Origin of the sequence: Rathayibacter sp. AY2B7 (assembly GCF_002931635.1) — a bacterium.
Classification (GTDB): domain Bacteria; phylum Actinomycetota; class Actinomycetes; order Actinomycetales; family Microbacteriaceae; genus Rathayibacter.
Window position 1 is genome coordinate 1 of the sequence record NZ_PSUC01000019.1, and the last position, 26,012, is coordinate 26,012.

The following is a 26,012-nucleotide window of genomic DNA, read 5'->3' on the forward strand; positions in this document are numbered from 1 at the left end:
GCCCATGGTGTTGCCGAACCCCAGCGCGAAGCTGGCGACCGCGTCCGCCGCCGGGGACGCCCCCGCCACCACCGCCGGGCAGGGGCAGCTGATCCTCGCCGCCGTCGTCGGCATCGCCGTGATCGTCGTGCTGATCACCTGGCTGAAGCTGCACCCCTTCGTCTCCCTGCTGATCGGAGCGCTGACCACGGGCGTGATCGCGGGGCTGGCGGCGGCGGACGCGGTCGCCAGCTTCGCGCTGGGGTTCGGCAACACCATGGGCGGCGTCGGCATCCTCATCGGCCTCGGCGCGATGTACGGCAAGCTCCTCGCCGACTCGGGCGGCGCGGACCGCATCGTGGACACCCTCATCGCCCGCTCGAGCACTCGCGCGCTGCCCTGGATGATGGGCTTCGTCGGCGCGCTGATCGGGCTGCCGATGTTCTTCGAGGTCGGGCTCGTGCTGCTGATCCCGGTCGTGATCCTGGTCGCCCGCCGGAGCGGTCTGCCGCTGATGAAGGTGGCGATCCCGACGCTCGCCGGCCTCTCGGTGATGCACGGCCTCGTCCCGCCCCACCCCGGACCGCTGGTCGCGATCGACGCACTCGGCGCGAACCTCGGCGTGACCCTCGCGTTCGGCGTCCTGGTCGCGATCCCCACCGTCGTCGTGGCCGGCCCGCTCTTCGGCCGGGTCGCCGCCCGCTGGGCGCCGGTGGAGACGCCGCCGCTCTTCGGCGAGGGCGCGGGCGAGACGCGCGAGCACCGCCCGGGCTTCGCCGCCGCCGTCGCGAGCATCCTGCTGCCGGTCGTCCTGATGCTGGGCAAGGCGATCGCCGACATCGCGGCCCCGGGCTCCACGGACGCCTGGAAGGGCGCCCTCGACTTCCTCGGCACGCCGACCATCGCGCTGGGGATCGCGCTCCTGGCCGGTCTGGTCCTGCTCGGCCGCGGCGGCCGGATGAACCGCACCGAGCTGCAGGCCTCGCTCTCGAGCTCGCTGCCGCCGATCGCGGGCATCCTGCTCATCGTCGGCGCGGGCGGCGGTTTCAAGCAGGTCCTCGTCGACACCGGGATCGGCGGGGTGGTCGCCCAGCTCGCGGAGGGGAGCGGCGCCTCGGCGCTGCTGCTCGCCTGGCTCGTGGCCGTCGTGATCCGCGTGGCCACCGGCTCCGCGACCGTCGCCACCGTGACCGCCGCAGGGATCCTCCAGCCGCTGACCGAGACCATGGACGGGCCGATGGTCGCCCTCATGGTGCTCGCGATCGGCGCCGGCTCGGTGTTCCTGTCGCACGTCAACGACGCCGGGTTCTGGCTGGTGAAGGAGTACCTCGGGCTCAGCATCGGCCAGACGCTCAAGACCTGGACCGTGATGGAGTGCCTGGTCTCGGTGACCGGGCTCGCCGGGGTCCTCCTGATCGGTCTCTTCGTAGGAGGTATCTGATGACCGCTCTTCCCACCGTCCCCGTCCGCGCCGTCGTCGTCATGGGCGTCTCCGGCAGCGGCAAGTCGACCGTCGCGTCGCTCCTGGCGCGCCGACTGGGCTGGGAGTTCCTCGAGGGGGACGACCTGCACCCGCAGGCGAATGTCGACAAGATGCACGCCGGCATCCCGCTGACCGACGAGGACCGGGCGCCCTGGCTGGCCGAGATCGCCCGCGTGGTGGACCAGCGGATCGCCGCGGGCGGCTCGGTCGTCGTGACCTGCTCGGCCCTGCGCCGCCGCTACCGCGACGTCCTGCGTCGCGACGACCTCGTCTTCGCGCACCTCGCGGGATCGAGGGACCGGATCGCCGGGCGGCTCGCCTCGCGGGTCGGCCACTTCATGCCGACCACGCTGCTCGACTCGCAGTTCGAGGCGCTCGAGCCCCTCGGCGACGACGAGCTCCACGTCACGGTCGACGTGGGCGGCGCTCCGGAGGAGGAGATCGCCGAGATCCTCGGAGGGCTCGGCCTCGCGCCCGCGGGCGCCTAGCCCAGCAGCGACTCCACCGGCACGGCCGGGAGGTCGAAGGCCGCGGCGACGGCGGTGTTCGTCACCCGGCCGTCGTGGGTGCTCAGGCCGCGGGCGAGCGCCGGGTCGGCGGCCAGGGCGGCCCGCCACCCGCGGTCGGCCAGCGCGAGCGCGTAGGGGAGCGTCGCGTTGGTGAGCGCGCGGGTCGAGGTCTCGGGGACGGCGCCGGGCATGTTCGCGACGCAGTAGTAGACGCTCCGGTGCACGGGGAACACCGGGTCGTCGTGCGTGGTCGGACGCGAGCCCTCGAAGCAGCCGCCCTGGTCGATCGCGATGTCGACCAGGACCGAGCCCGGCTTCATCGTGGCGACCATCTCGTCGGTCACCAGCTTGGGCGCCTTGGCGCCCGGGATGAGGACGGATCCGATCACGAGGTCGGCGTCGGCCAGCTGCGCGGCGATCTCGTAGGCCGAGGAGGCGCGGGTCTGGATCGCGCCCTGGAAGCGGTTCTCGAGCTGCGCGAGGCGGGGGAGCGAGAGGTCGACGATCGTGACGTCGGCCCCCATGCCGAGGGCGTTCGCCGCGGCGTGCTCGCCGGCCGTGCCGCCGCCGATCACGACGACCTTCGCCTTCGGAGTGCCGGGGACCCCGCCGAGCAGCGTGCCCCGTCCGCCGACGGCACTCATGAGGTGGTAGGCGCCGACCGTGATCGACAGGCGCCCGGCGACCTCGCTCATCGGCGAGAGCAGCGGCAGCCGCCGGTCGTCCAGCTGGACCGTCTCGTAGGCGATGGAGGTCGTCCCCGCCGCGAGCAGCGCATCGGTGCACGGGCGGGAGGCGGCGAGGTGGAGGTAGGTGAAGAGCACCTGGTCGCGGCGCATCCGCGGGTACTCGGCCTCGATCGGCTCCTTGACCTTGAGGACCAGCTCGGACCCGCCCCAGACCTCGTCGGGCCCGTCGACGACGAGGGCGCCGGCGCGGCGGAAGTCGTCGTCCGACACGCGCGAGCCCAGGCCCGCGCCGGCCTCGACGAGGACCTCGTGGCCGCGGCGCACCAGCTCGTGGACGCCGGCCGGAGTGGCGGCGACCCGGTTCTCGTTGTTCTTGATCTCGGTGGGGATCCCGACGCGCACGGCGGCTCCTTCGCTGCGGCCCGCGGGGCGGGCGGTGGGCGCCGATCCTGCACCGGCTCTGCCCCCATCGTGCGAAGATCGTGCCCGGAGCGGAGGAACTCCGCAGGATCGGTCGGAAGTCACCGCACGGGCCGAAGGTTCGTCGGCGGAGTGAGGGAGCGGGCGCATTCCACCGAAGGATCTGCACGACCTCGACGACCTGGATCCGGTCGATCGGACCCTGGTGCGCCTCCTCCGCGCCGACGCGCGGACGCCCAACAGCCGGCTCGCCGAGCGCGCCGGCATCGCCCCGTCGACCTGCGTCGCACGCGTCCGGGGCCTCGTCGAGCGCGGCGTCATCACCGGCTTCACCGCCGAGCTCGACCCGGCGGCGCTCGGCCTGACCCTGCAGGCGCTGATCAGCGTCAGCATCCGCGTCGGCCAGCGCCAGGCGATCACGCGCTTCGCGGAGGAGATCCGTGCGCTGCCCGAGGTGGTGCAGGTGTTCTTCCTCGGCGGCTCGGAGGACTTCATCATCCACGTCGCGGTCCGCGACTCCAGCGACGTGCGGGACTTCGTGGTCTCGAACCTCTCGGCGAACCCGGCGGTGGCCTCGACGCGCACGAGCCTGGTGTTCGACCACCACCGCAAGGGCCCGGCGGTCCCCGAGTAGCGCGAGCCGGCGCGGCCCGAGCGGCCGCTCGGCCCGCGCCCGTCCCTCGGGGCTAGTGCGCCCCGGGGTTCACGTCGCCGCCCCCGCGCTGCATGAGTCCGGGGATGCGCTTGGCGAGCCCCGGGATCGCCTCGTCCGAGATCGAGATCCGCGTGTCGCGCAGGCGCTGGCGCAGCAGGGTCTCGACGTCCTCCTCCGGTCGCAGCTCGGCGTCGCCGGCGACCTGCAGCAGCAGGCCGCGCAGCTTCTCGTCGAGCTGCGCGTCGTCGCTGCCGTGCTGGATCGGGTGGTCCTGGGATGCGTTCGTCATGCCTCCATGCTGGCACCGGCGACCCCGTGCCGAGAGGACTTGCGCCGCGGCAGGATGGTCGCATGCCGTTCACCCGCGCCGAGCTCGCAGCGTTCCAGGACCGCACCGTCGAGGACCTGCTGGGCGACGACGTCCGGCTCCTCTTCGTCGGCATCAACCCGGGACTGTGGACCGCCGCCACCGGCGCGCACTTCGCCCACCCCGGCAACCGCTTCTACCCGGCGCTCGTCGCGGCCGGGATCCTCGAGCGCGCGCCGCGCGTGTCCGAGGGGATGAGCGCCGCGGACCGCGCGGAGCTCGTCTCCCGCGGCGTCGGCATCACCAATCTCGCCTCCCGGGCGACCGCCCGCGCCGACGAGCTGACCGCGGAGGAGCTGCGCGAGGGTGCTCAGCGGCTGGTCGCCACCGTGGAGCGGGTGCGGCCCCGGGCCGTCGCGGTCGTCGGCATCACCGCCTACCGGATCGCGTTCGGACGCCGCAGGGCGGTGCAGGGCAGGCAGGAGGAGGACGTGGCGTTCGCGCCGCTCTGGGTGCTGCCGAACCCGAGCGGCCTGAACGCGCACGACACCGTCGCCTCGCTCGGGCGCGCCTACCGCGAGCCGGCGCTCGAGGCGGGGATCGTCTCTTCAGACGCGCTCCCGCCCGGGGACGTCGGACCCCGCCCGCAGGAATAGCCGTCGACCCCCGGAGGTTGCAGAAGTCCATGAGTATGCATGAAGTCAAGTTCGGCGTCGACACGTTCGGCGACGTCACCGCCGGCCCCGACGGCGCCCCGCTGCCGCACGGCCAGGTCCTCCGCGACGTGGTCGAGGAGGGAGTCCTGGCCGACCGGGTCGGCATCGACTTCTTCGGGATCGGCGAGCACCACCGCGCCGACTTCGCCGTGAGCGCCCCTGACGTCGTGCTCGCCGCCATCGCGGCCCGCACCGAGCGCATCCACCTCGGCTCCGCCGTGACGGTCCTCTCCTCCGACGACCCGGTGCGCGTCTACCAGCGCTTCGCCACCCTCGACGGACTCTCCGGCGGCCGGGCCGAGGTCATCCTCGGCCGCGGCTCCTTCACCGAGTCCTTCCCGCTCTTCGGCTACGACCTCGCGCAGTACGAGGTCCTCTTCGAGGAGAAGCTCGACCTCTTCCACGCCCTGATCCAGGGCGGCCCGGTCACCTGGCAGGGCACGACCCGCCCCGCGCTCACCGAGCAGAGCGTCTACCCGACCCTCGACAACGGCACCCTCCGCACCTGGATCGGCGTCGGCGGCAGCCCCGAGTCGGTCGTCCGCGCCGCCCGGTACGGCTTCCCGCTCGTCCTGGCGATCATCGGCGGCTCGCCGGCCCGCTTCCGCCCCTACGTCGACCTCTTCGGCCGCGCGCTCGACCAGCTCGAGCAGCCCCGCCTCCCGGTCGCCGTGCACTCGCCCGGCTTCGTCGCTGACACCGACGAGGAGGCGCGCGAGCTGTACTTCCCGCACCACAAGGCGATGATGGACGCCATCGGCCGCGAGCGCGGCTGGTCCCCGATGACCCGCGAGCGCTTCGAGGAGGAGGCCGGCCCCGACGGCGCCATCCACCTCGGCTCGCCCGAGACGGTCGCCCGGAAGATCGCGCGAACGGTCGAGGCCCTGGGCATCGACCGCTTCGACCTCAAGTACAGCGCCGGGACGCTGCCGCACCCGGCGATCATGCGCAACATCGAGCTCTACGGCACGCAGGTCATCCCGCGGGTGCGCGAGCTGCTCGCGCACTGACCCCCGCCGGGCGCCCGTTCTCCGCCGGGCGCTCGGCGCGTTCCGAGCCGACGCAGTGCGCGCTCCCACCGGGCGCCCGGCCCGCGTCGATACACTCGGAACCCCCCGCCCCGACCCTCCCGGAAGCACATGCCCGACAGCCACGCCGCCCGCACCCCCTACGAGGTGCTGGGCGTCGCCGCCACCGCGTCCGACGACGAGCTCCGCCGGGCGTACCGGCTCCGCCTCCGCGAGACCCATCCGGACACGGGAGGCGACGCCGCATCGTTCCACGCGGTGCAGCTCGCCTGGGAGCGGATCGGCAGCGCCTCCGCCCGCGGCGACTACGACCGAGGCGCTCCCGCCCCCGGGAGGTCCTCCCCGCAGTCGCCGTACACCGGCTCACCGCGCCCGCAGACCGCCTCGGCCGTGCGCGCCCGCTCCTACGGTCACCCGGGAGGCGCGGCGCGCGAGTACTACCTGCGCCTGGTGCGCGAGTGGCTCGGCCGCGGCGTCGAGACCGAGGACCCCTTCGACCCGGCGATCGTCCGCTCCGCTCCTCGCGAGGTCCGCTCCTGGCTCGCGAAGGCTCAGGCCGAGGAGGCGACGGCCGCGCTCGTCGGCGCGCTCGGCATCGCCTACACGATCTGGAACGACGTCGCGGTCGGCGACGGCGGGCTCAAGATCGACCACCTCGTGCTCGGACCGGCCGGCCTGCTCGCGCTGACCTCCGCCGACTGGGGCGATCCGGTCCGCCTGAGGAAGGGCGAGCTCGAGGGCCCCGGGATCGCCGAGGACGAGAAGCCGATCGCCTCGCTCGCGAAGGCCGCGCGCCGTCTCGGCCGCGAGCTGGGCGTCCGCTTCTCGACGAGCGTCGTGGTCGTGCCGGACGACGCGCTGGAGCAGCCGTTCGAGCAGGTCGAGCGCGGCCGGCACCAGGGCGCCGTCGTCATCCGCCGCTCGCTGCTGCCGCAGCTGCTGCGCTCCGGCACGGACGACCCGCGGCTCGGCGGGTACGGCGAGTCGTTCGAGGTCCGGACCCGCGTGCAGAACCGCATCCGCTTCGTCTGACACCGCGCTAGCCGCCGCTCGCGACCGGGGCAAGGGGTTAGCGCGCATCCGGCCCCCCGCCCACCATGGGACGTGCCCCCGGGCATCCCACGACGAGCGGAACGAGGACGGACCATGGTGCGATTCGGATACACCCTGATGACCGAGCAGAGCGGACCCAAGCAGCTGGTGGGCTACGCGGTCGACGCCGAGAGGCTCGGCTTCGAGTTCGCGGTCTCGAGCGACCACTACTCGCCGTGGCTGACCGAGCAGGGGCACGCCTCCTACGCCTGGACGCTGCTCGGAGCGGTCGCGCAGGCCACGTCGACCATCGACCTCACGACCTACGTCACCGCGCCGACCATCCGCTACCACCCGGCCGTGGTCGCGCAGAAGGCCGCGACGCTCGCGATCCTCTCCGACGACCGCTTCACGCTCGGCCTCGGCTCGGGCGAGAACCTCAACGAGCACGTCGTCGGCGAGGGCTGGCCCTCGGTCGCCGTGCGCCAGGACATGCTCGAGGAGGCCGTCCACCTCATCCGCGAGCTGCACACCGGCGAGCTGGTGACCTGGGAGGGCGAGTACTTCCGCGTCGACTCCGCCCGCATCTGGGACCTGCCGGACACGCCGGTCGAGATCGGCCAGGCGGTCTCGGGGGAGAAGTCGATCGCCCGCTTCGCGCCGATCGGCGACCACCTCATCACGACCGAGCCCGACGCCGAGCTGATCTCGCAGTGGACCGCGGTCCGCGGTGCGGACGCCGCCCCCTCGCGCACGATCGGCCAGATCCCGATCTGCTGGGCGCCGGACAAGGAGCAGGGAGTCGCGCTGGCCCACGAGCAGTTCCGCTGGTTCGCCGGCGGCTGGGCGGTCAACTCCGATCTGCCGACCCCCGCCGGCTTCGCCGGAGCGAGCCAGTTCGTGCGCCCGGAGGACGTCGCCGAGCAGATCGCCTGCGGCCCCGACCTCGACGAGCTCGCCCAGAGCTTCGTGCCCTACATCGAGGCGGGCTTCACCGACATCGCCCTCGTCCAGGTCGGCGACGAGCTGCAGCAGCGGTTCCTCGACGAGGCGGCGGAGGGGCTCCTGGAGCGCCTGCGCGCACTCGCCCCCTGAGGCCGCTGGCGGGTCGCGCGGTCAGAATCCGCGGAGGCGCTCGATGTCGCGCCGGTCGCGCTTCGTCGGGCGGCCCGCTCCGCGGTCACGGACGATCACGCCCGGCGCGGACTCCCGGGGTGGCGGCGCGGGTGTCCGGTCCTCCATGCACTCCGCGGCCACCGGCGCACCGACCCGCTTGACCACGAGTCCACGGACGATCAGCTCCCGATCGAAGCCGCCGATCCGGGCGCGGACCTCGTCGCCGACCCGCACGGTCTGTGCCGCCTTGGCCCGCTCGCCGTTGACGCGGATGTGGCCGGCCCGGGCCGCGGTCGTCGCGGCGGAGCGCGTCTTGTAGATGCGCACCGCCCAGAGCCACGCGTCCACCCGCACGGCACCGGTCACCGGGATCTGCATCCCCCCAGTCTACGAACGGCGCCCGCTCGCCACCCACCCCGCGGTCCTACACTGGCCGCCGACAAGGAGGTTCCCATGAACCGAGACGACAGCATCTACACCGGAGCGGACGACGCGCTGCGGAGCGGCGACGACCGCATGGTCGCGGCGAACGACAGCTCCGGAGCCGGCGGAACCCGCGGCGACGTCGGCATGAGCACGACGAGCGGCGAGGGCACCGGGGTCCCCACCCGCGGCGCGCCTCCGCAGAGCGGATCGCCGTCCGAGCTGCGCCCCACCGGATTCCCGCACGCGGGCCTGGAGTTCTCGCTCGTGCCGTCCGGGCACGAGGAGTGGCGGATCGAGCACCCGGGCGGTCGCACTGTCGGCGTCCTCGCCGTCATCTCGCACGCGGGCGAGGAGTCGGAGGCCGTGTTCGTCACGCGCCGCGTCGGCTCCGAGGAGGCCGTGGCCGAGGGCACCGACTGGCGCGGCATCGTGTCGGCCGTGATCAACGACGAGGCGGCGGACGAGCGCGATCCGGTCCAGCTCGACCCCACCGTCGAGCACGTCCGCGGCGGACTGATCAGCCGCGGCCCCGCGGACGTCGACGGCCTCTCCTGAGCCCTCTCTCCTCCGGGACGCCGTCCGCGCTCGGCGCGGGGCGTCCCACGAGGGAGGGTCGGTCGCTCAGCGGGCGAGCAGCGCGGCGTTGATCCGGGCCGAGAGGTCGGCGTCGACCTGGCGGGCGGTCCCGTCGACGGCGCGGACGGGTGCGGCGTTGCGCGCGCTCGAGACCAGCCACGCCGCGTCCGCCGCCTCCAGATCGCCCGAGCGCAGCGGACGCACCGCCGTCCCGAGGCCGATGCCCGGCGCGAGCGAGAACAGGTCGGCCTGCGTGGTGCCGGGCAGCAGCCCGAGGCTCGGCGGAGGAGTCACGAGCTCCCCGCCCGTCAGCAGCACGAGGTTCGAGGTCGGCCCCTCGAGCAGGTAGCCGTCGCTCGACACGAACAGGGCGTCGTCGGCACCGCGCCGGGCGGCCTCCCGCGCGGCCGCACGGTTCACCGCGTACGAGAGCGTCTTCGCGCCGGCGAGCAGCCAGGGCGACGTCGACTGCACGTCCGAGCGCAGCCCGCGGTCCAAAAGCACCACGCGCACGCCGTCGCGGCGGGCCGGGCCGAAGTCCGGGCTGGTCTGGACGAAGACGACGCCGGTGGGCCGCCCGCCGCCTTCGACGCCGCGGGTCAGGATCGTCTTCACCATCGCCTCGGCGACGGGCGGGTGCGCGGCCACCGCCGCTCCGATCGCCTCGAGCCAGGCGGCCCGGTCCGGCCGGGGCAGGTCGAGCATCCCGGCCGAGCGCTCGAATCGGTCCAGGTGCGCGTCGAGCGCCTGCAGCCGTCCGTCGACCAGGTTGATCGTCTCGAACACGCCGTCGCCGCGGGTGAAGCCGAGATCGGTGACGTCCAGATCGCCGCGCCCGCTCGGATCGATGCGGTGCGCGGGTCCTCCCGGCGAGTGCGCCTCGGCGTCGAGGGAGGGTCGGTCGAGGACGACGAGGGTCTCAGCGGGCATGGGCGGTGCGGTCCTTCCGGGAGCGGCGGCGGGGTGAGAAGCGGAGCGCCGCGATCGTCAGCAGAGCGCCGATCAGGGAGCCGCTGCCGTTCGAGACGAGGTCCTGCACGTCGGAGACGCGGGTCGGCAGCCACAGCAGCTGCGCGGTCTCGACGGCCGCCGATACGGCGAGCCCGATGGCGGCGGCCCACAGGCGGCGACCCGCCGGCAGCTGCGCGGCGATCAGCGCACCGAGCGGCACGAAGAGCAGCACGTTCGCGGTGAACTCCGCCACGTCGAAGTCGAACCAGCCGGTGAGCGGCGTGGAGGCGAGGAAGGCGATGATCCCGCGGATCAGCGCGTTGGGCTCCCCGGCCGGGTAGGGCGCGGGCGTCAGCGTGATCAGGGCGATCAGCGCGAGCCAGGCGAGCGTCGCGAGGCGGAGGGGTCTCGAGCGGCGCATCGTCCGATTCTGCCAGCCCGTCGGGGTCGGGCGCGGCGGGCGCGGTGTGGGAGGCTGGAGGGCATGACCAGCGAGGACCCCGGCGCGGACGCCGTGCTCCCGCGCCACCCCTTCGACGCGTCGCTCGGCGACGGCTGGGTCGAGATCGGCGACGGACGCCGCTTCTGGGGGCGCTTCGGCGCCGCCGGTCTCCTCCTGCGCGATCCGTCGGGACGCGTCCTGCTCCAGCACCGCGTCAGCTGGAGCCACTTCGGGGACACCTGGGGGCTGCCCGGCGGCGCCCGTCACCCCGAGGAGACGGCCTTCGAGGCGGCCCTCCGGGAGTCGGAGGAGGAGGCGGGCGTCCCCGCCGACCTGATCCGGCCCGTGCTCTCCAGCGTCGTCGTGATCGGCCCGTGGAGCTACTCCACCGTCCTGGCCGAGTCCCGCGAGCACTTCACTCCCCGCATCAGCGACGCCGAGAGCACCGAGCTGCGCTGGGTCGCCCCCGAGGACGTCGACTCCCTGCCGCTGCACCCGGGCTTCGGAGCGGCCTGGCCGGGTCTGCGCGCGCTCGGCTCCTCGATCCCGGTGCTCGTCGTGGATGCCGCCAACGTGGTCGGCTCACGCCCCGACGGCTGGTGGCGCGACCGCGTCGGCGCCGCGGAGCGCCTCCTCGCCTCCCTGGCCCGCCTCGCGGAGGCAGGCGTCTCCGGCCGTCTCCTGGGGATCGACGCCGACACGGTCTGGCCGCGCATCGCCGTGGTGCTCGAGGGAGTGGCGCGCGCCGCCCGTCCGGAGGCGGGCGCTCTCATGGAGCGCCTGACGGTCCACGCGGCCGACGGCTCGGGCGACGACGCGATCGTCGAGCTGGTCGGCGCGCTCGAGACCGCGGTCGTCGTCACGGCCGACCGGGGACTGGCCGCCCGCGTCGAGACGCTCGGGGCCGCCGTGGTCGGTCCGCGCTCGCTGCTCGACCTCCTCGATCCCGCCCGGGAATAGGCCGCGGGTGCACCCGGTTGCATTTCCCATGGCTACGACTGCGATGACCCTCGACTCCCACGACAAGACGATCGCCGACGGCATCGTCCTCATCGACTTCTGGGCCGACTGGTGCGGCCCGTGCAAGCAGTTCGCTCCGGTCTTCGAGGCCACGAGCGAGAAGAACGCCGACATCACGTTCGCGAAGGTCGACACGGAGGACCAGCAGCAGCTCGCCGCGAGCTACGGCATCTCCTCCATCCCCACCCTCGTGGTGTACCGCGACGGCATCCCGCTGATGGCTCAGCCCGGCGCCCTGCCCGCCCCCGCGCTCGACAGCCTGATCGAGCAGGTCCGCGGCCTCGACATGGTCGAGGTGCGCCGCCAGTACGAGGAGGCGAAGGCCGCTCAGGAGGCCGGCGCCGCTTCGCAGGCCTGATCCGCCCGGCGCCTCGACCCGCTCCGCAGGCGGGAGGCGCCCGAAGACGCACGAGAACCCCCGGCAGCCGTGAGGCCGCCGGGGGTTCCGTCGTTCCGAGCCGGGATCAGCCGGTGTTCTGCAGACCCGCCGCGACTCCGTTGACCGCGAGCAGGAGCAGCCGCTGGTTCTGCTCCGTCCCGGATCCGCCCGGGTCCGTGCGGAGCGCCTTCAGTGCGCGCAGCTGCAGGAGCGAGAGCGCGTTGACGTACGGGGTGCGCAGGCGCACGGCACGGCCGAGCACGCGGTGGCCCGTGAGCAGGCTCTCCTCGCCGGTGATCGAGAGCACCCACCGGCGAGTGAGCGCCATCTCGTCGAGCACGAGTCCGGCGAGGTCGTCGCGGGAGTCGAGGGCGAGGTAGCGGCGGGCGATGCCCTCGTCGGTCTTCGCGAGCGACATCTCGACGTTGTCGACCATCGTCGTGAACAGCGGCCAGGAGGCGTAGGCCTCGCGGAGCAGGTCGAGGTCGCCGACGGCCTCGAGGGCGCTGCCCAGCCCGAACCAGCCGGTCAGGTTGACGCGGGCCTGGGTCCAGGCGAAGACCCACGGGATCGCTCGCAGGTCCTCGAGCGACTCGACGGAGAGACCGCGGCGGGCCGGACGCGAGCCGAGGGCGAGCAGGCCCACCTCCTCCTGCGGAGTGACCCGGGCGAACCACGGCGCGAAGCCGTCGGCCTTCACGAGCTCGAAGAAGCGGCGGCGCGACTCGCGGTCCATCGTCGCCGCCACCTCGGCGAAGCGCTCCGCGGCGCCCGCGTTGCGCTCGCCGACCGCGGGGGAAGAGGCGAGCAGCGTCGCTCCCGCCACCTGCTCGATGTGGCGGGTGGCGATGTCCGGGTTGCCGTAGCGGGCGAAGATGACCTCGCCCTGCTCCGTCAGCTTGAAGCGGCCGTCCACCGATCCGGGCGGCTGCGCGAGGACGGCCCGGTTGGCCGGCCCGCCGCCGCGGCCGAGCGCTCCGCCGCGCCCGTGGAAGAGCGTGAGCACGATGCCCTCGTCGGCCGCCCACTGCGCGATGCGCGCCTGCGCGTCGTAGAGCGCGAGCGTCGCCGAGACCGGTCCGACGTCCTTCGACGAGTCGGAGTAGCCGAGCATCACCTCGAGCCGGTTGCCGGTGGCCGCGAGGCGCGCCTGCACCTGGGGGAGGCGGATCATCTCGGCGAGGATGTCGGTCGAGGCGTCGAGGTCGGCGAAGGTCTCGAAGAGCGGGACCGCGTCGATGATCGGCGGCACGCCGTCGGTCGCCGCCTCGGCCAGCTCGAAGACCGTCCGCAGGTCGTCGGCCGACTGCGTGAAGGAGACGATGTACCGCCTCGCCGCGTCGGTGCCGAAGCGCTCCTGGACCTTCGCGATCGCCCGGAACACCGACAGGACCTCGAGGCCGCGCTCGTCGAGCTCCTCGCCGGCGCGGATCGCGGCGATCGTCTCGCGGTGCACCTTCGAGTGCTGGCGCACCTCGATCTCGGCGAGGTGGAAGCCGAAGGTCTCGAGCTGCCAGACGAAGTCCTGGAGGTCGCCGTAGGCGGCGCGGACGTCCTCGGCCTCGACCAGGGACTCCTGGAGGGTGCGCAGCTCGGCCAGCAGCTCGGCGGCGGCGGAGTAGGCCAGCGGCCCCTCGGAGCGGGTCGCGGCCAGGCGCTCGGCCGCGAAGAGCAGGACGCGGCGGTGCGCCTCGTTGGGCGAGCGCTCGGCGATGTCGGCGGCGAGCTCGGGAGCCCGCTCGACGCAGGAGGCCCAGAGCGCCTCGACGGCGGCCGACGGGGGAGTGGTCGACGCGTCGAGGGTCAGCGCGCGGCCCACGCGGCGGGCGACGCGCTCGAGACCCATGAGGACGTGCTCGGAGGCGATGTCGACCGCCGCGAGGGTCGTCTCGGCGGTGACGAAGGGATTGCCGTCGCGGTCGCCGCCGATCCAGGTGCCCAGGCGGACGAAGGCCGGTGCGACCGGTGCCCGGGTGCCCGAGCCCTCGCCGAGCAGGGCGTCGTCGAGGCGGCGGTAGACGCGGGGCAGCACCGAGAACAGCGACTCGTCGAAGACGCTCATCGCGGTGCGCACCTCGTCGAGAGGAGTGGGCTTGGACTCGCGCAGCGGAGCGGTGCGCCACAGCGTGTCGACCTCGGCCAGCAGCCTGCGGCGGATCTCCACCAGCACGACGCCGCCCATGCGCGGGTCGTCGCGCTGCTCGAGCAGGTCGCTGATGCGGCGGATGGTCGAGGCCACCGCGCGGCGGCGGGCCTCGGTCGGGTGCGCCGTGAGGACCGGGCGGAACTCCAGTCGGGACAGGCGCGCGAACGCCTCGTCCTCCCCGAGCTCGCCGGTCAGCCGGCGCATGGAGGCGAGGATCGAGTCCTCGGGCGACTGCGCACCGGCGTCGGCCTCGCGTCGGCGCAGCACGCGGACGCGGTGGAACTCCTCCGCCACGTTGACGAGGTGGAAGTAGCAGGTGAAGGCTCGGGCGACCTCCTCGGCGCGCTCGAGCGTGAGCGAGGCGACGAACTCCTCCGCCTCCGCGGTCCCGGCGGCGTCACCGCTGTCGTAGGCGCTGATCGTGAGCGCGCGCAGGCGCTCCACGTCCTCGTAGAGGGAGGGCTCGCCCGACTCGCGGAGCACCTGGCCGAGCAGCTCGCCCAGCAGGTGGACGTCGGCGCGGATCCTCTCGTCGAGCGGAGGCGCGGTCGTCCCGTCGGCGGAGGAGGGAGCGGTGGCGGAGGCGGGTGCTGCGGTCGCGGCGGACGCGTCGGAGAACGGAGGCACGGGAGAGACCTTAGCGGCGGTGCGTATCGAGCACATGACGCCTGCGTCACGATCCGAACTGGAATGATCGAGGGGTGACCGTGACAACCGCACCCCCCGCTCCCGCCGTCCAGACCGAGCAGGCGGCACCCCATGTCGTCGTGCTGTTCGGCGCCGTCGGCGACCTGGCCCGGCGCAAGCTCATCCCGGGGATGGCCCACCTCGCGCTCTCCTCCCTCGCACCGGACCTGCAGATCGTCGGCACCTCGCTCGAGGAGCACGACGACGCCTCGTTCCGCGCCTTCGCGAAGCTGGCCTACGACGAGTTCGGGAGCCGCTCCCTGACACCGGCGCAGTGGGACGAGTTCGCGTCCAAGCTCCGCTACGTCCCGCAGTCCGCCGGTCCGGCCGCGCTGGCCGCCGCCGTGACCGACGCCGAGGCGGTCCTCGGCCCGGACGTGAGCCGGCTGCACTACCTCAGCGTCCCGCCCAGGGCCGCGCTCTCGGTCGTGCGGATGCTCGCCGAGGCCGGGCTGGTCGAGCGCTCGCGGATCATCATGGAGAAGCCGTTCGGCGTCGACCTCGAGAGCGCGGTCGTCCTCAACGCGGAGCTCCACGAGACCTTCAGCGAGGAGCAGATCTTCCGGATCGACCACTTCCTCGGCAAGGAGCCGGCGCAGAACATCCTCGCCTTCCGCTTCGCCAACGGCCTCTTCGAGCCCATCTGGAACCGCAACTTCATCGATCACGTCCAGATCGACATCCCCGAGCGCCTGACTCTCGACCGCCGCGCCGAGTTCTACGAGTCCACCGGCGCCTACAAGGACATGGTCGTCACCCACCTCTTCCAGGTGCTGGCGTTCATGGCCATGGAGCCGCCGACCGCGCTGGAGCCGCAGGCCATCAGCGAGGAGAAGAACAAGGTCTTCCGCTCGATGCGTCCGCTCAACCCCGAGAACGTGGTGCGCGGCCAGTACATCGGCTACCGCGACGAGCCTGGCGTCGCCGCCGACTCCGAGACCGACACCTTCGTCGCGCTGAAGTGCGAGATCGACAACTGGCGCTGGGCGGGAGTGCCGTTCTACCTCCGCACCGGGAAGCGGATGGCCGAGGGCCAGCGCATCATCTCGATCGCGTTCCGCGAGCCCCCGAAGAGCATGTTCCCGCAGGGCTCCGGAGTCGGTGCCCACGGCCCGGACCACCTCACCTTCGACCTGGCGGACGCCTCGAAGGTCTCGCTCTCGTTCTACGGGAAGCGCCCCGGTCCCGGCATGCGGCTCGACAAGCTGAGCATGCAGTTCGCACTCCAGGAGACCGACCGGGCGGGCGACGCGCTCGAGGCCTACGAGCGCCTGATCCTCGACGCGATGCGCGGAGACCACACGCTGTTCACCACCGCGGAGGGCATCGAGCGGCTCTGGGAGGTCTCCGCGCCCCTCCTGCAGGATCCGCCGCCCGTCCGTCTCTACGCGCCCGGCTCCTGGGGGCCGAACGCGATCCACCAGCTGATCGCGCCGCACGCCTGGCGCCTGCCGTTCGAGCGGGTCTGGCGCGACAAGCGCTGACCACGCCGCCGTGCGCCCCGCCTAGGCTGGGCGCATGGCGCGCACCGGTGAGGACCGGATCTGGACGGTCCCGAACGTCCTCAGCATGGTGCGCCTCGCCCTGGTGCCGGTGTTCCTCGTGCTCGTGGTCCTCGGCGAGGACGCGCTCGCGCTCCTGACCCTCGTCGTCTCGAGCCTCACCGACTACCTCGACGGCTGGATCGCGCGCCGTTTCGACCAGATGACGCGCCTCGGCCGCGTCCTCGATCCGGCCGCCGACCGCCTCTACATCTTCGCCACCGTCCTGGGCCTCGCGGCCCGCGGACTGGTGCCCTGGTGGCTGGTCGCCGTGCTGCTCGCCCGCGACCTGATGCTCGTGGTCCTGGCGGTCGTCCTGGCGAACAACGGCTACGGACCGCTTCCCGTGCACCACCTGGGGAAATTCGCGACCTTCTGCCTCTTCTACGCGCTCCCGCTGATCATGCTGGGGCAGGCGTTCCCGGCCCTCGCGCCCGCCTCGCTCCCCATCGCCTGGGCCTTCGCGCTGTGGGGCGCGTTCCTCTACTGGTGGGCCGGGATCGTCTACGCCGTCCAGACGCGGGACCTCGTCCTGGGGGTCCGCACAGGTGCTCAGGGGTCCGACGAGGGTCACGATTCGGATACGCTGACCTGATAGGAGGTACGTCTTGGTCGAGCCCGTCGGTGGAGCATCATCCGCCCAGCACAATTCCGTTCCCGGTGAGCCGTCGACGGAGACGACTCTGACGTTCACCGACGACATCGGCGCCCAGCTCGCCGCTCTCGACAACCGCGCGTCGCGCGAGGAGGCCGAGGCCGTCGGCGCTCTGCCCTCGGGATCCGCGCTGCTGGTCGTGCGCCGCGGACCGAACACCGGCGCCCGCTTCCTCCTCGACACCGACTCCACGACGGTCGGCCGGCACCCCGACGCGGGCATCTTCCTCGACGACGTCACGGTCTCGCGCCGGCACGCCGAGTTCGTCCGCCGCGGCACGGCGTTCGAGGTCCACGACCTCGGCTCCCTGAACGGCACCTACTTCGACGGGGTCCGGATCGAGTCCGCGATCCTCACCGACGGCTCCGAGGTGCAGGTCGGCAAGTTCCGCCTCACCTTCTACGCGTCCCGCGCCGACCTCGTCGCCGCTCCGGACGCGTGAGCCGTGGGCCGCTCCTCCGCGCGCGCCCTCCCCACCGGCTCCGCCGCTCTGCTGAGCATCGGGCAGGTGCTGGCCAGGCTCACCACTGAGTTCCCGGACGTCACCCCGTCCAAGCTGCGCTTCCTCGAGGAGCAGGGGCTCGTCTCGCCGGCCCGCACCGACTCGGGCTATCGCAAGTTCTCGGGCTCCGACGTCGAGCGCCTCCGGATGATCCTCGCGCTGCAGCGCGACCACTACCTCCCCCTCAAGGTCATCCGCGGGTACCTCGACGACATCGACGCCGGACGCGAGCCCGCCCTGCCGGCCGGTGTCGGGGGTCCGAGCGCCTCGCTCCTCGGCCCCGCCACGCGCTTGACCCGCGAGGGCCTCGCGGCCGAGTCCGGTGCCACGCCCGCTCTCGTTCAGGAGGCCATCGCCGCCGGGCTCGTGCGGGGCGGCGACGTGTTCGGGGACGAGGCCGTGACGACGCTCAAGGCGCTCGTCGACCTCGGCCGATCGGGTATCGAGCCCCGTCACCTCCGACCGCTCCGCGTCGCCGTCGAGCGCGAGATGTCGCTCATCGAGAGCGTCGTCGCCTCCAGCGCCCGCCGCGGAGAGGCGTCCGGCTCCGCCGGTGCTGCCGAGAACGCGGTGGGGCTCGCGACCCAGCTGGGCATGATCCGCGGGGCGATGGTGCGCAGCGCCCTCTCGCGGATCGCCCGCTCGTGAGGGCCGCGCCGCCGGCCGACGGGCGGCCCGTGCGACACGCCGTGGCGCCGAGGCCGATGTCGTTTACTCGGCCTGCGCCGGTCGGTACGGTAGGGAGCGCGTTCGGAGGATCCGGCGTCCGGATCCGAGAGGCACAGGGATGAGAGAAGTCAGCCGCGACGTCAGCGGCCAGCGCGACCTCGTCCTGTTCACCGACGGACTGCCCGAGCTCGACGCCGACGCGGGCTACCGCGGGGCCGTCGCGGCGCGCGCCGCGGGGATCACCTACCGGCAGCTCGACTACTGGGCGCGGACCGAGCTCGTCGAGCCCACCGTGCGCGGCGCGTCCGGCTCCGGCACGCAGCGGCTCTACGGCTTCCGGGACATCCTCGTGCTGAAGCTGGTCAAGCGCCTGCTCGACACCGGCATCTCGCTCCAGCAGATCCGCACGGCGGTCAACCAGCTCCGCGAGTCCGGGGTCGACGACCTCGCGCAGACGACCCTGATGAGCGACGGCGCGAGCGTCTACCTCTGCACCTCGAACGACGAGGTCATCGACCTGCTCAGCCGCGGCCAGGGCGTCTTCGGCATCGCCGTCGGCAAGGTCCTGCGCGAGGTCGAGTCGAGCCTCGTCGAGCTCGACCACCAGTCGGTCGACCCGGGCGACGAGCTCGCCCGGCGCCGCGCCTCCCGCCGCGTCGGCTGACCGCCCACCCCTCGCGGGTCGGCCGCGGCTCCGGGGACTCCGGGGTCTCCTCCGCGCGCTCAGCTGATCAGGAGCGGACCCGCCTGCAGCCGTGCCGCGCGAGCGACGGGCGGCACCCGAGTCTCACCGTGCTGGTCGAATGGCGGGCCCCGCCCGCGTGATCCGTCCGCTGGACGCGAGCTCCCCGCCGATCACGCCCGCTCACCATGCTGGTCCGATGACGGGCTCCGTCCGCGTCCCGCCCTGCTGATCTCTCAGCGGGCTCCGCTCGTCTGCGGTCATGCTGATCGAGTAGCGCGCTCCGCCCGCGTACGGATATCCCACGCCGAACTTCGACGCCGAGCGTCCGCCGGCGCCGTCCCTGGCACTCGTCGAGCACCGAGCATCGCCCGCGTCCCGAAACCTCGACCCGGAGAAGTCGGGCGGACCCGCCCGCCCTAGGTCGCGGTGGGGACCTGCTCGCCGATGCGACCGGTGCGGATCACGCGGTCGAGCAGCAGGTCGAAGTTGTGCGCCATCTCCTGAGCGCTCTCCCCGGGCCAGACGTGCACGGGCTTCGCCGCGCCCTGCGCCTGCTGGAGGGAGGTGCGCTCCGGGAGCTGCGGGCTGAGGACGAGCGGCCCGAACATGTCGCGCAGCTCCTTGATCCGGAACTGGTGCTCCAGCGACTGGACGCGGGCGCGGTTGACGATGATGCCCAGCGGCTGGAGGCGCGGGCTGAGTCCGCGGCGGATCTCCTCGATCGCCCGGAGCGCCCGGTCGGCGGCGGCCACCGAGAACAGGCCCGGCTCCGTGACGACGGCGACGCGGTCGCTCGCGGCCCACGCCGTGCGGGTCAGGGCGTTGAGCGAGGGGGCGCAGTCGATCAGCACGAGGTCGTAGTCGGCCTCGACGCTCGCGAGGGCCTCCTCGAGCTTCCAGATGTCGCGGATGCTGGGGTGCGGCCCGTCGAAGTTGATCGCGGAGGGGCTGCCGATCAGCACGTCGATCGTGCCGTGGTGCTCCTTGGTCCAGCCGGAGGGGGCGATCGCCGAGCGGACGATCTTCTCCTTCGGCGACGTCAGGACGTCGGCGATGTTGAGGTGGCCGGCGACGTTGATGTCCATTCCGGTCGACACGTCGGACTGGGGATCGAGGTCGACGACCAGCGTTCGCAGGCCCTTCGAGAACGCCGCGGATGCAAGGCCGAGCGTCACCGTGGTCTTGCCGACGCCGCCCTTGAGGGAGCTCACGCTGAGTACATGCATGGCTGACTACTTTACGTTCCTCCGGGCGGCAGAACCTAACCGTTCGCTGCACGCGCCGTCCGCGCCGACTCCGGAAGCGGGCCGCACTAGCAGTCGGAGCGCGCTCCGACCAAGCCGCCCGGCGCGATCCGGGCCCGCCGGTACACTCGTCCTGAGCGGAAGGAGGCTCGTTCGCATGGATGAGCGCAACGACGAACAGCCCGACACCGGCACCGGTCCCACGCCGCGGACCGCCATGGACGCGGCTCGGGAATCGGGTCAGTACTCCCCGCGAGCGAGCGACACCGCTCCGACCCTCCTGCCCGACGGCGTGCGGATCACCCCGCCCGGCCCGCGGCGCCGCTCCACCGCCCCCGCTCCGGTCGAGGACGAGGACGCGATCGACGTCGGCCGCCTCGGCCTGCCACCCTCGCGCTCGCACGCTCTCGTGGCCCCGGAGCCGAGTCCTGCTCCGACCCCCTCACCGGCTCCCGCTCACCCGTCCGGCACGAACGGACCGGTCTCGGCGGGGATCCCCGCCCGAGCGGAGTCCGCCGAGAAGCCCGCGGCGTCCGAGTCCGCGGGGGAGCCCGCCGCCGTCCCCACGCGCCGCGACCGCCTCCGCGCCGAGTCCTCGAGCGCCGCTCCCGCCCCGTCCGCGCCGAGCGCCGCCGTCCCTGAGTCGGCGTCGATGCTCACCCCGGACAGGCTCCTGGAGGTCAACCGCAAGACACGCCCCGCTCCCACGGGCGGCTGGCACCGCTTCCTCTACGGCTTGACCTTCCACACGGTCAACCTCGGCGACTCCGCGAAGGTGAAGGCGTGGAAGGCGATGGACGAGCGGATCGGCCGGCAGTTCGAGGGCGGCACCCGCTTCGTCCCGGTCATGACCCGCAAGGGCGGCGTCGGCAAGACGACGGTCACGACGCTCCTGGGCATGGCCCTCGCCGATGCGCGCGAGGACCGCATCATCGCGGTCGACGCGAACCCCGACCGCGGCACCCTGGCCGAGCGCGTCCCCAAGCAGACGCGGGCCACAGTCCGCGACGTCGTGAACCGCGCGGCCGGCGTGACCGGGTTCACCGAGTTCTCGACGATGGTCTCCCGCGACGAGACCCGCCTCGACGTCCTCGCCTCCGACACCGACCCGCAGCTCTCCGAGGCGTTCGACGAGGACGACTACAACGTGGTCGCCGACCTGGTCGAGCGCTTCTACTCGATCATGCTCACCGACTGCGGCACGGGCATCGTGCACTCGGTGATGCGGCCCACGCTGCAGCGCGCCGACACGGTGGTGATCGTCTCGGGCGGCAGCGTCGACGAGGCCCGCCTGGCCTCCGAGACCCTCACCTGGCTGGACGCGAACGGCTACGGCGCCCTGGTGCGCAACGCGGTCGTCGCGCTCAACACGGCGACGCAGGGCACGAGCCTGGTGAAGCTGGAGGAGATCGAGTCGCACTTCCGCTCCCGCGTCCGCGACATCGTCCGCATCCCCTACGACCCGGTGCTCGCCGCCGGCTCCGTGGTGAAGTGGGAGCAGCTGCGCGAGGGCACGAAGGACGCCGCGCGCCTGCTCGCCGCGCTCGTGGTCGAGGGCATGCCGGTCCGACGTGTCTGAGCCCCGGGCCTCCGGGGCGGCGTCCGCCGCGCACCAGGACCGCACCGACGGACCCGACGCGTCCACCGACGGCTTCGATCTGATCGTCATCGGGGCCGGCTCCGGCAACTCGATCGTCGGTCCGGAGTTCGACGGCCTCCGGGTCGCGATCCTCGACGACGGCGAGTGGTTCGGCGGCACCTGCCTCAACGCCGGCTGCATCCCGACCAAGATGTTCGTCCATGTCGCCGACGTGGTCACCGACGTCGACCAGGGCGGCCCGATCGGCGTCCACTCCCGCCTCCGCCGCCCCGAGTGGGCCGAGGTGCGCGACCGGGTCTTCGGCCGGATCGACGCGATCAGCGAGGGCGGGTTCGAGTACCGCGATCAGCGCTCCCCGAACGTGACCGTCCTCCGCGAGAGCTTCGGCTTCGAGTCGCTCGGAGACGGCGACCGCCCGCACGTCCTCGTCAGCGCCAGCGGTGCCCGCATCAGTGCGCCGCAGGTGGTCGTGGCCGCCGGCTCGCGGCCCAGGCCGCTCCTCGCCGCGTACGCGCCCGACCCCCGCATCCAGGACTCCTCCTCGGTCATGCGGCTCGACGAGCTCCCCGAGCGGATGCTGATCCTCGGCGGCGGCGCGGTGGCCGTCGAGTTCGCCCACGTCTTCTCCTCCTTCGGCACGGCCGTGACCGTCGCCGTCCGCGGCGACCGCCTCCTCCGCGCCCTCGACGAGGACGTCTCGCGCCGGTTCACCGGGATCGCCGCCGAGCGGTACACGTTGCTCACCGGAGTGAGCGCCGAGAGCGTCGACGCCCGACCTGACGGGCTCCGCGTCGCCCTCAGCGACGGCACGACGGTCGAGACCGACCTGCTCCTCGTCGCCCTCGGCCGCGACCCCAACAGCGACACGGTCGCCGCCGCCTCCGTCGGGATCGATCTGCACGAGGACGGCCGGATCAGCGTCGACACCGAGCAGCGCGTCCTCTCCGGCGGACGCCCCGTGCCCGGCCTCTTCGCCCTCGGCGACGTGTCGTCCCGCTGGCAGCTCAAGCACGTCGCCAACCACGAGGCGCGCCTCGTGGCGCACAACCTCCTGCATCCGGGCGAGCTGCTCTCCAACACCCTCTCGCCGGTGCCCGGCGCGATCTTCGCCCACCCGCAGATCGCCCACTTCGGGCTCACCGCGGCCGAAGCGCGGGACCAGGGCCTGGACGTCGTCACCGTCACCCAGGAGTACGGCTCCACCGCCTTCGGCTGGGCGCTCGAGGACGACTCCAGCGCCTGCCTCCTGGTCGTCGGACTCGACGGCACCCTCCTCGGCGCGCACATCATCGGGCCGCAGGCCAGTATCCTCATTCAGCCGCTCGTCCAGGCCGCCAGCGCCGGCACCGGCATCCGCGGACTCGCCCGCAGCCAGTACTGGCCGCACCCCGCAGCGAGCGAAGTCGTCGAGAACGCCCTCCTGAGCGCGGAGGAGGCCCTGAGGGAGCGCACCACATGACCGAACGCCAGATCCGCATCTTCGGGGACCCGGTGCTGAAGACCCCGTCCACGACCATCGAGACGGTCGACGCCGGCGTCCGCGGCCTCGTCGAGGACCTCATCGACAGCGTCCGACCGCCCGGACGCGCCGGCGTCGCAGCCCCCCAGATCGGCGTCAACCTCCGCGCTTTCAGCTACAACGTCGACGGCGTCATCGGCTACATCCTCAACCCCGAGATCATCGAGCTCAGCGGAGACCCGCAACCGGTCGACGAGGGCTGCCTCTCCGTCCCGAACCTCTGGTACCCCGCGATCCGCTACCCGCACGCGAAGGTCCGCGGCACCGACCTGGACGGCAACGAGATCGTCCTCGAAGGCGACGGCCTCATGGCCCAGGCCCTCCAGCACGAATGCGACCACCTCGACGGACGCCTCTACCTCGACCGCCTCTCCCAGGACGACCGGCGCGCCGCCATGAAGGCCGTCCGGGAATCCGACTGGTTCTGAGTTCGATTCCGGGCCGGTCCCTGCCCGGCCCGGCGCGGTCGGCTCAGCGAGGTGGGGGCGTTCCGTGGAGCGTCGTGCGATCCGCCGACGGTGAAGCGCTGGTACGCGCTTCACCGGATACGGCTGTGTTGGTGGGGAGCCGGTCCTTGCCCGGCTCCGCGCGGTCGGCCGCTCAAGATGGGCGCGTTCCGTGGAGCGTCGTGCGATCCGCCGACGGTGAAGCGCTGGCACGCGCTTCACCGGATACGGCTGTGTTGGTGGGGAGCCGGTCCTTGCCCGGCTCCGCGCGGTCGGCTTTTCGAGGTGGGCGCGTTCCATGGAGCGTCGTGCGTTCCGCCGACGGTGAAGCGCTGGCACGCGCTTCACCGGATACGGCTGTGTCGAGGGGGAGCCGGTCCTTGCCCGGCTCCGCGCGGTCGGCTTTTCGAGGTGGGGGCGTTCTGAGGAGCGTCGTGCGTTCCGCCGACGGGAAAGCGCTGGTACGCGCTTTCCCGGATACGGCTGTGTTGAGGGGGAGCCGGTCCCTGCCCGGCTCGGCGCGGTCGGCACCGCGACAGGGACGCGTCGAGGAGAGCGTCGGGCGTTCCGCCGACGGGATAGAGCTGGGCGCGCTGTCCCGGAGGCGGCTGCGATCGGGACGGCCTGCTGGTGACGCGGGGAGAGCGCGGGGTCAGCGGAGGGAGATGCCCTCGGTGGCGGGGGCGGCCGAGTAGACGGCGGCGATGGTGTCGGCGAAGTCGGCGAGGATGACGTTGCGCTTGATGCTCATCTTCGGAGTCAGGTGACCGCTCGCCTCCGTGAACTCGGTCGGGAGGATCACGAACTTCCGGATCGACTCGGCGCGGGACACGCGCTCGTTCGCCGCATCGACGGCCCGCTGCACCTCGGCCAGAACGACCGGGTTCACGGCCGCGTCCTCGAGCGAGAGGCCCTTGTCCTGCCCGTTGTTGGCGAGCCACGTCGGCAGCATCTCGGAGTCGAGCGTGACCAGAGCAGCGATGAACGGGCGCTGATCGCCGACGACGACGACCTGGCCTACCAGCGGGTTCGCGCGGATCGGATCCTCCAGCGCCGCCGGAGCGACGTTCTTGCCGCCGGCGGTGACGATGATCTCCTTCTTCCGCCCGGTGACGCGCAGGTACCCGTCCTCGTCCAGGGTTCCGAGGTCGCCCGTGCGGAACCACTCGCCGTCGAAGGACTCGGCCGTCGCCGCCCCGTTGTTCCAGTAGCCGCCGAAGACGTCGATGCCGCGCACCTGGATCTCGCCGTCGCCCGCGATCCGGATCGAGACCCCGGGCATCGCCGGGCCCACCGAGCCGATCTTGAACCGCTCGGTGCGGTTGACCGTGGCGGGCGCCGTCGTCTCCGTGAGGCCGTAGCCCTCGAGGATCTTGATGCCGAGGCTGTGGAAGAAGTGCCCGAGCCGGTCTCCCAGCGGCGCCGAGCCGGACACCGCGAAGCGGACGTTCCCGCCCATGGCGGTGCGCAGCTTCGAGTACACGAGCCGGTCGAAGAGGAGGAACTGCAGCTTCAGCGCGAGCGGCACCGAGCCCGCCTCGAGCGCCATCGAGTGGGCGACGGCGACGTCGGCCGCGCGGCGGAAGATCTTCCCCTTCCCCCCGGCCTCGGCCTTCTGCTCGGCGGAGTTGTAGACCTTCTCGAACACGCGCGGCACGGCCAGGAGGAACGTCGGCTTGAAGGACGCGAGCGAGGGGAGCAGCTGCCTGGTGTCGGCCTGGTGCCCCACCTTCACCCCGCCGTGCACGCAGAGGATCGCGATGAAGCGGGCGAACACGTGCGCCGTGGTGATGAACAGCAGCGTCGACGCGCCGGGCTGGTGGATCAGCTCCGTCAGGGCGACCGCCGAGTTGCGGCTGAGCTCGACGAAGTTCGAGTGCCGGATGATGCAGCCCTTGGGGCGGCCGGTGGAGCCGGAGGTGTAGATGATCGTCGCGATGTCGGTGCCGGTCGCCAACGAGCGGCGGCGCTCGATCTCGGCGTCCGGCACGTCGACGCCGCGCGCGACGAGCTTGTCCAGATCGCCCAGCCCGATCTGCCAGGCGAGGCGGACCTCGGGAAGGTCGGCGCGGATCTCGTCGAAGCGGGCGAAGTGCTCGGGGGTCTCGACGATCACGGCGTGCGCGCCGGAGTCGGCGAGGTTCCACTGCACCTGCGCGGGGGAGGACGTCTCGTACACCGGGACGAGGACCCCGCCGGCGAACCAGACGGCGAAGTCGATCAGCGTCCACTCGTAGCGCGTCTTGCAGATCAGCCCGACCTTCTCGCCCGGCTCGAGGCCGGCGGCGACGAAGCCCTTCGCGAGAGCCGTGACCTGGTCGAGGAACTCCTGCGCCGTCACATCGCGCCAGCCGTCGCCGTCGGGCAGCGCGAAGAGCGGGCGATCGGGCGTCTCGCGGACGCGGTCCAGCAGGAGGGCGGTCGTGTTGGCCTGGGGATCGGCCGGAACCACCAGGGGGGAATCGAACTGGTCCACGGCAACTCCTTCGGTACCTGAATGAACGTCGTCTCCACCCTACCGGCGCGGCGCAAGCTGTGGATCCGTTCAGGGTAACGATCCAGGGGTGGCTCCGCGAGGAGGGCCGACACG

26 protein-coding genes are annotated in these 26,012 nt (G+C 72.8%); 18 read left to right on the forward strand and 8 right to left on the reverse strand.

What is annotated here, in order from left to right; all coding sequences use genetic code 11:
• Positions 1 to 4 precede the first annotated feature (4 nt).
• Together C5C27_RS05445 and C5C27_RS05450 are read left to right on the forward strand one after the other, a co-directional pair.
• Positions 5 to 1,420, forward strand: coding sequence for a GntP family permease (locus C5C27_RS05445; RefSeq protein WP_104313833.1), 1,416 nt, complete (start codon positions 5 to 7; stop codon positions 1,418 to 1,420).
• A complete protein-coding gene (locus C5C27_RS05450) occupies positions 1,420 to 1,950 on the forward strand; it encodes a gluconokinase (protein ID WP_104225392.1) in 531 nt (176 codons plus the stop codon). The genes C5C27_RS05445 and C5C27_RS05450 overlap by 1 nt, the downstream gene beginning before the upstream one ends.
• Here the strand turns inward: C5C27_RS05450 and ald are convergent.
• Entirely contained in the window at positions 1,947 to 3,062 is a 1,116-nt protein-coding gene (ald, locus tag C5C27_RS05455; RefSeq protein ID WP_104238681.1) for an alanine dehydrogenase, read from the reverse strand. The genes C5C27_RS05450 and ald overlap by 4 nt on opposite strands.
• A gap of 166 nt (positions 3,063 to 3,228) precedes the next feature.
• On the opposite strand from ald, the gene C5C27_RS05460 reads away from it, so the two are divergent.
• Complete coding sequence (locus C5C27_RS05460; protein WP_104222560.1) at positions 3,229 to 3,714, forward strand: Lrp/AsnC family transcriptional regulator; 486 nt, start codon at positions 3,229 to 3,231, stop codon at positions 3,712 to 3,714.
• Between the two features lie 52 nt (positions 3,715 to 3,766).
• Here the strand turns inward: C5C27_RS05460 and C5C27_RS05465 are convergent, their stop codons facing one another.
• Positions 3,767 to 4,024: a hypothetical protein gene (locus C5C27_RS05465; protein ID WP_104269163.1), complete on the reverse strand. Its 258-nt coding sequence runs from the start codon at positions 4,022 to 4,024 to the stop codon at positions 3,767 to 3,769.
• Positions 4,025 to 4,086: 62 nt separating this feature from the next.
• On the opposite strand from C5C27_RS05465, the gene C5C27_RS05470 reads away from it, so the two are divergent.
• The 4 genes from C5C27_RS05470 to C5C27_RS05485 all read left to right on the forward strand — a co-directional run bounded on the left by C5C27_RS05470 (position 4,087) and on the right by C5C27_RS05485 (position 7,913).
• The gene (locus C5C27_RS05470) at positions 4,087 to 4,698 is read left to right on the forward strand and encodes a mismatch-specific DNA-glycosylase (RefSeq protein ID WP_104313834.1); all 612 of its coding nucleotides are present in this window, start codon (positions 4,087 to 4,089) and stop codon (positions 4,696 to 4,698) included.
• Between the two features lie 35 nt (positions 4,699 to 4,733).
• Complete coding sequence (locus tag C5C27_RS05475) at positions 4,734 to 5,768, forward strand: LLM class flavin-dependent oxidoreductase (RefSeq protein ID WP_104225389.1); 1,035 nt, start codon at positions 4,734 to 4,736, stop codon at positions 5,766 to 5,768.
• Between the two features lie 129 nt (positions 5,769 to 5,897).
• Entirely contained in the window at positions 5,898 to 6,818 is a 921-nt protein-coding gene (locus tag C5C27_RS05480; protein WP_104222564.1) for a J domain-containing protein, read from the forward strand.
• Positions 6,819 to 6,932: 114 nt separating this feature from the next.
• Complete coding sequence (locus C5C27_RS05485) at positions 6,933 to 7,913, forward strand: TIGR03557 family F420-dependent LLM class oxidoreductase (protein WP_104313835.1); 981 nt, start codon at positions 6,933 to 6,935, stop codon at positions 7,911 to 7,913.
• Between the two features lie 21 nt (positions 7,914 to 7,934).
• Here the strand turns inward: C5C27_RS05485 and C5C27_RS05490 are convergent, their stop codons facing one another.
• A complete protein-coding gene (locus tag C5C27_RS05490; protein WP_181133456.1) occupies positions 7,935 to 8,312 on the reverse strand; it encodes an RNA-binding S4 domain-containing protein in 378 nt (125 codons plus the stop codon).
• 75 nt (positions 8,313 to 8,387) lie between these two features.
• Between C5C27_RS05490 and C5C27_RS05495 the strand changes: the two genes are divergently transcribed.
• Positions 8,388 to 8,915: a hypothetical protein gene (locus C5C27_RS05495; RefSeq protein ID WP_104238684.1), complete on the forward strand. Its 528-nt coding sequence runs from the start codon at positions 8,388 to 8,390 to the stop codon at positions 8,913 to 8,915.
• Positions 8,916 to 8,981: 66 nt separating this feature from the next.
• On the opposite strand, the gene C5C27_RS05500 is transcribed toward C5C27_RS05495, so the two are convergent.
• On the reverse strand, positions 8,982 to 9,866 hold the full coding sequence (locus C5C27_RS05500; RefSeq protein ID WP_104313836.1) for an aminotransferase class IV: 885 nt from the start codon (positions 9,864 to 9,866) through the stop codon (positions 8,982 to 8,984).
• Positions 9,856 to 10,308 carry a VanZ family protein gene (locus C5C27_RS05505; RefSeq protein WP_104313837.1) on the reverse strand — a complete coding sequence of 151 codons (453 nt, stop codon included), beginning with the start codon at positions 10,306 to 10,308 and terminating at the stop codon, positions 9,856 to 9,858. Before C5C27_RS05505 ends, C5C27_RS05500 begins: the two co-directional genes overlap by 11 nt.
• A gap of 63 nt (positions 10,309 to 10,371) precedes the next feature.
• Between C5C27_RS05505 and C5C27_RS05510 the strand changes: the two genes are divergently transcribed.
• A complete protein-coding gene (locus C5C27_RS05510; protein ID WP_104313838.1) occupies positions 10,372 to 11,289 on the forward strand; it encodes an NUDIX hydrolase in 918 nt (305 codons plus the stop codon).
• A gap of 28 nt (positions 11,290 to 11,317) precedes the next feature.
• Positions 11,318 to 11,707, forward strand: a complete 390-nt coding sequence (trxA, locus tag C5C27_RS05515; RefSeq protein ID WP_104313839.1) for a thioredoxin — start codon at positions 11,318 to 11,320, stop codon at positions 11,705 to 11,707.
• Between the two features lie 106 nt (positions 11,708 to 11,813).
• On the opposite strand, the gene C5C27_RS05520 is transcribed toward trxA, so the two are convergent.
• Positions 11,814 to 14,501, reverse strand: a complete 2,688-nt coding sequence (locus C5C27_RS05520; RefSeq protein WP_374953554.1) for a phosphoenolpyruvate carboxylase — start codon at positions 14,499 to 14,501, stop codon at positions 11,814 to 11,816.
• Between the two features lie 80 nt (positions 14,502 to 14,581).
• On the opposite strand from C5C27_RS05520, the gene zwf reads away from it, so the two are divergent.
• The 5 genes from zwf to C5C27_RS05545 all read left to right on the forward strand — a co-directional run bounded on the left by zwf (position 14,582) and on the right by C5C27_RS05545 (position 18,592).
• Entirely contained in the window at positions 14,582 to 16,045 is a 1,464-nt protein-coding gene (gene zwf, locus C5C27_RS05525; RefSeq protein WP_104225448.1) for a glucose-6-phosphate dehydrogenase, read from the forward strand.
• A gap of 34 nt (positions 16,046 to 16,079) precedes the next feature.
• Entirely contained in the window at positions 16,080 to 16,697 is a 618-nt protein-coding gene (locus tag C5C27_RS05530) for a CDP-alcohol phosphatidyltransferase family protein (protein ID WP_104222572.1), read from the forward strand.
• 13 nt (positions 16,698 to 16,710) lie between these two features.
• Positions 16,711 to 17,199, forward strand: coding sequence for an FHA domain-containing protein (locus tag C5C27_RS05535; protein ID WP_104222573.1), 489 nt, complete (start codon positions 16,711 to 16,713; stop codon positions 17,197 to 17,199).
• Between the two features lie 3 nt (positions 17,200 to 17,202).
• On the forward strand, positions 17,203 to 17,907 hold the full coding sequence (locus tag C5C27_RS05540; protein ID WP_104313840.1) for a MerR family transcriptional regulator: 705 nt from the start codon (positions 17,203 to 17,205) through the stop codon (positions 17,905 to 17,907).
• 139 nt (positions 17,908 to 18,046) lie between these two features.
• The gene (locus tag C5C27_RS05545) at positions 18,047 to 18,592 is read left to right on the forward strand and encodes a MerR family transcriptional regulator (RefSeq protein ID WP_104238690.1); all 546 of its coding nucleotides are present in this window, start codon (positions 18,047 to 18,049) and stop codon (positions 18,590 to 18,592) included.
• 437 nt (positions 18,593 to 19,029) lie between these two features.
• Here C5C27_RS05545 and C5C27_RS05550 read toward each other — a convergent pair whose 3' ends face one another.
• The gene (locus tag C5C27_RS05550) at positions 19,030 to 19,839 is read right to left on the reverse strand and encodes a ParA family protein (RefSeq protein WP_104313841.1); all 810 of its coding nucleotides are present in this window, start codon (positions 19,837 to 19,839) and stop codon (positions 19,030 to 19,032) included.
• A 175-nt stretch (positions 19,840 to 20,014) separates the two neighbouring features.
• On the opposite strand from C5C27_RS05550, the gene C5C27_RS05555 reads away from it, so the two are divergent.
• From C5C27_RS05555 to def, 3 genes are read left to right on the forward strand one after another with little or no spacing between them, the layout of a single operon-like run.
• Entirely contained in the window at positions 20,015 to 21,436 is a 1,422-nt protein-coding gene (locus C5C27_RS05555) for a MinD/ParA family protein (protein ID WP_258066515.1), read from the forward strand.
• Positions 21,429 to 22,916, forward strand: coding sequence for a mycothione reductase (locus C5C27_RS05560; RefSeq protein ID WP_104313842.1), 1,488 nt, complete (start codon positions 21,429 to 21,431; stop codon positions 22,914 to 22,916). The genes C5C27_RS05555 and C5C27_RS05560 overlap by 8 nt, the downstream gene beginning before the upstream one ends.
• Positions 22,913 to 23,404, forward strand: coding sequence for a peptide deformylase (gene def, locus C5C27_RS05565; RefSeq protein ID WP_104313843.1), 492 nt, complete (start codon positions 22,913 to 22,915; stop codon positions 23,402 to 23,404). Before C5C27_RS05560 ends, def begins: the two co-directional genes overlap by 4 nt.
• Positions 23,405 to 24,074: 670 nt before the next feature.
• Here the strand turns inward: def and C5C27_RS05570 are convergent.
• Positions 24,075 to 25,898 (reverse strand): long-chain fatty acid--CoA ligase, encoded by a 1,824-nt coding sequence (locus C5C27_RS05570; protein WP_104313844.1) that lies wholly within the window; start codon positions 25,896 to 25,898, stop codon positions 24,075 to 24,077.
• Positions 25,899 to 26,012 lie beyond the last annotated feature (114 nt).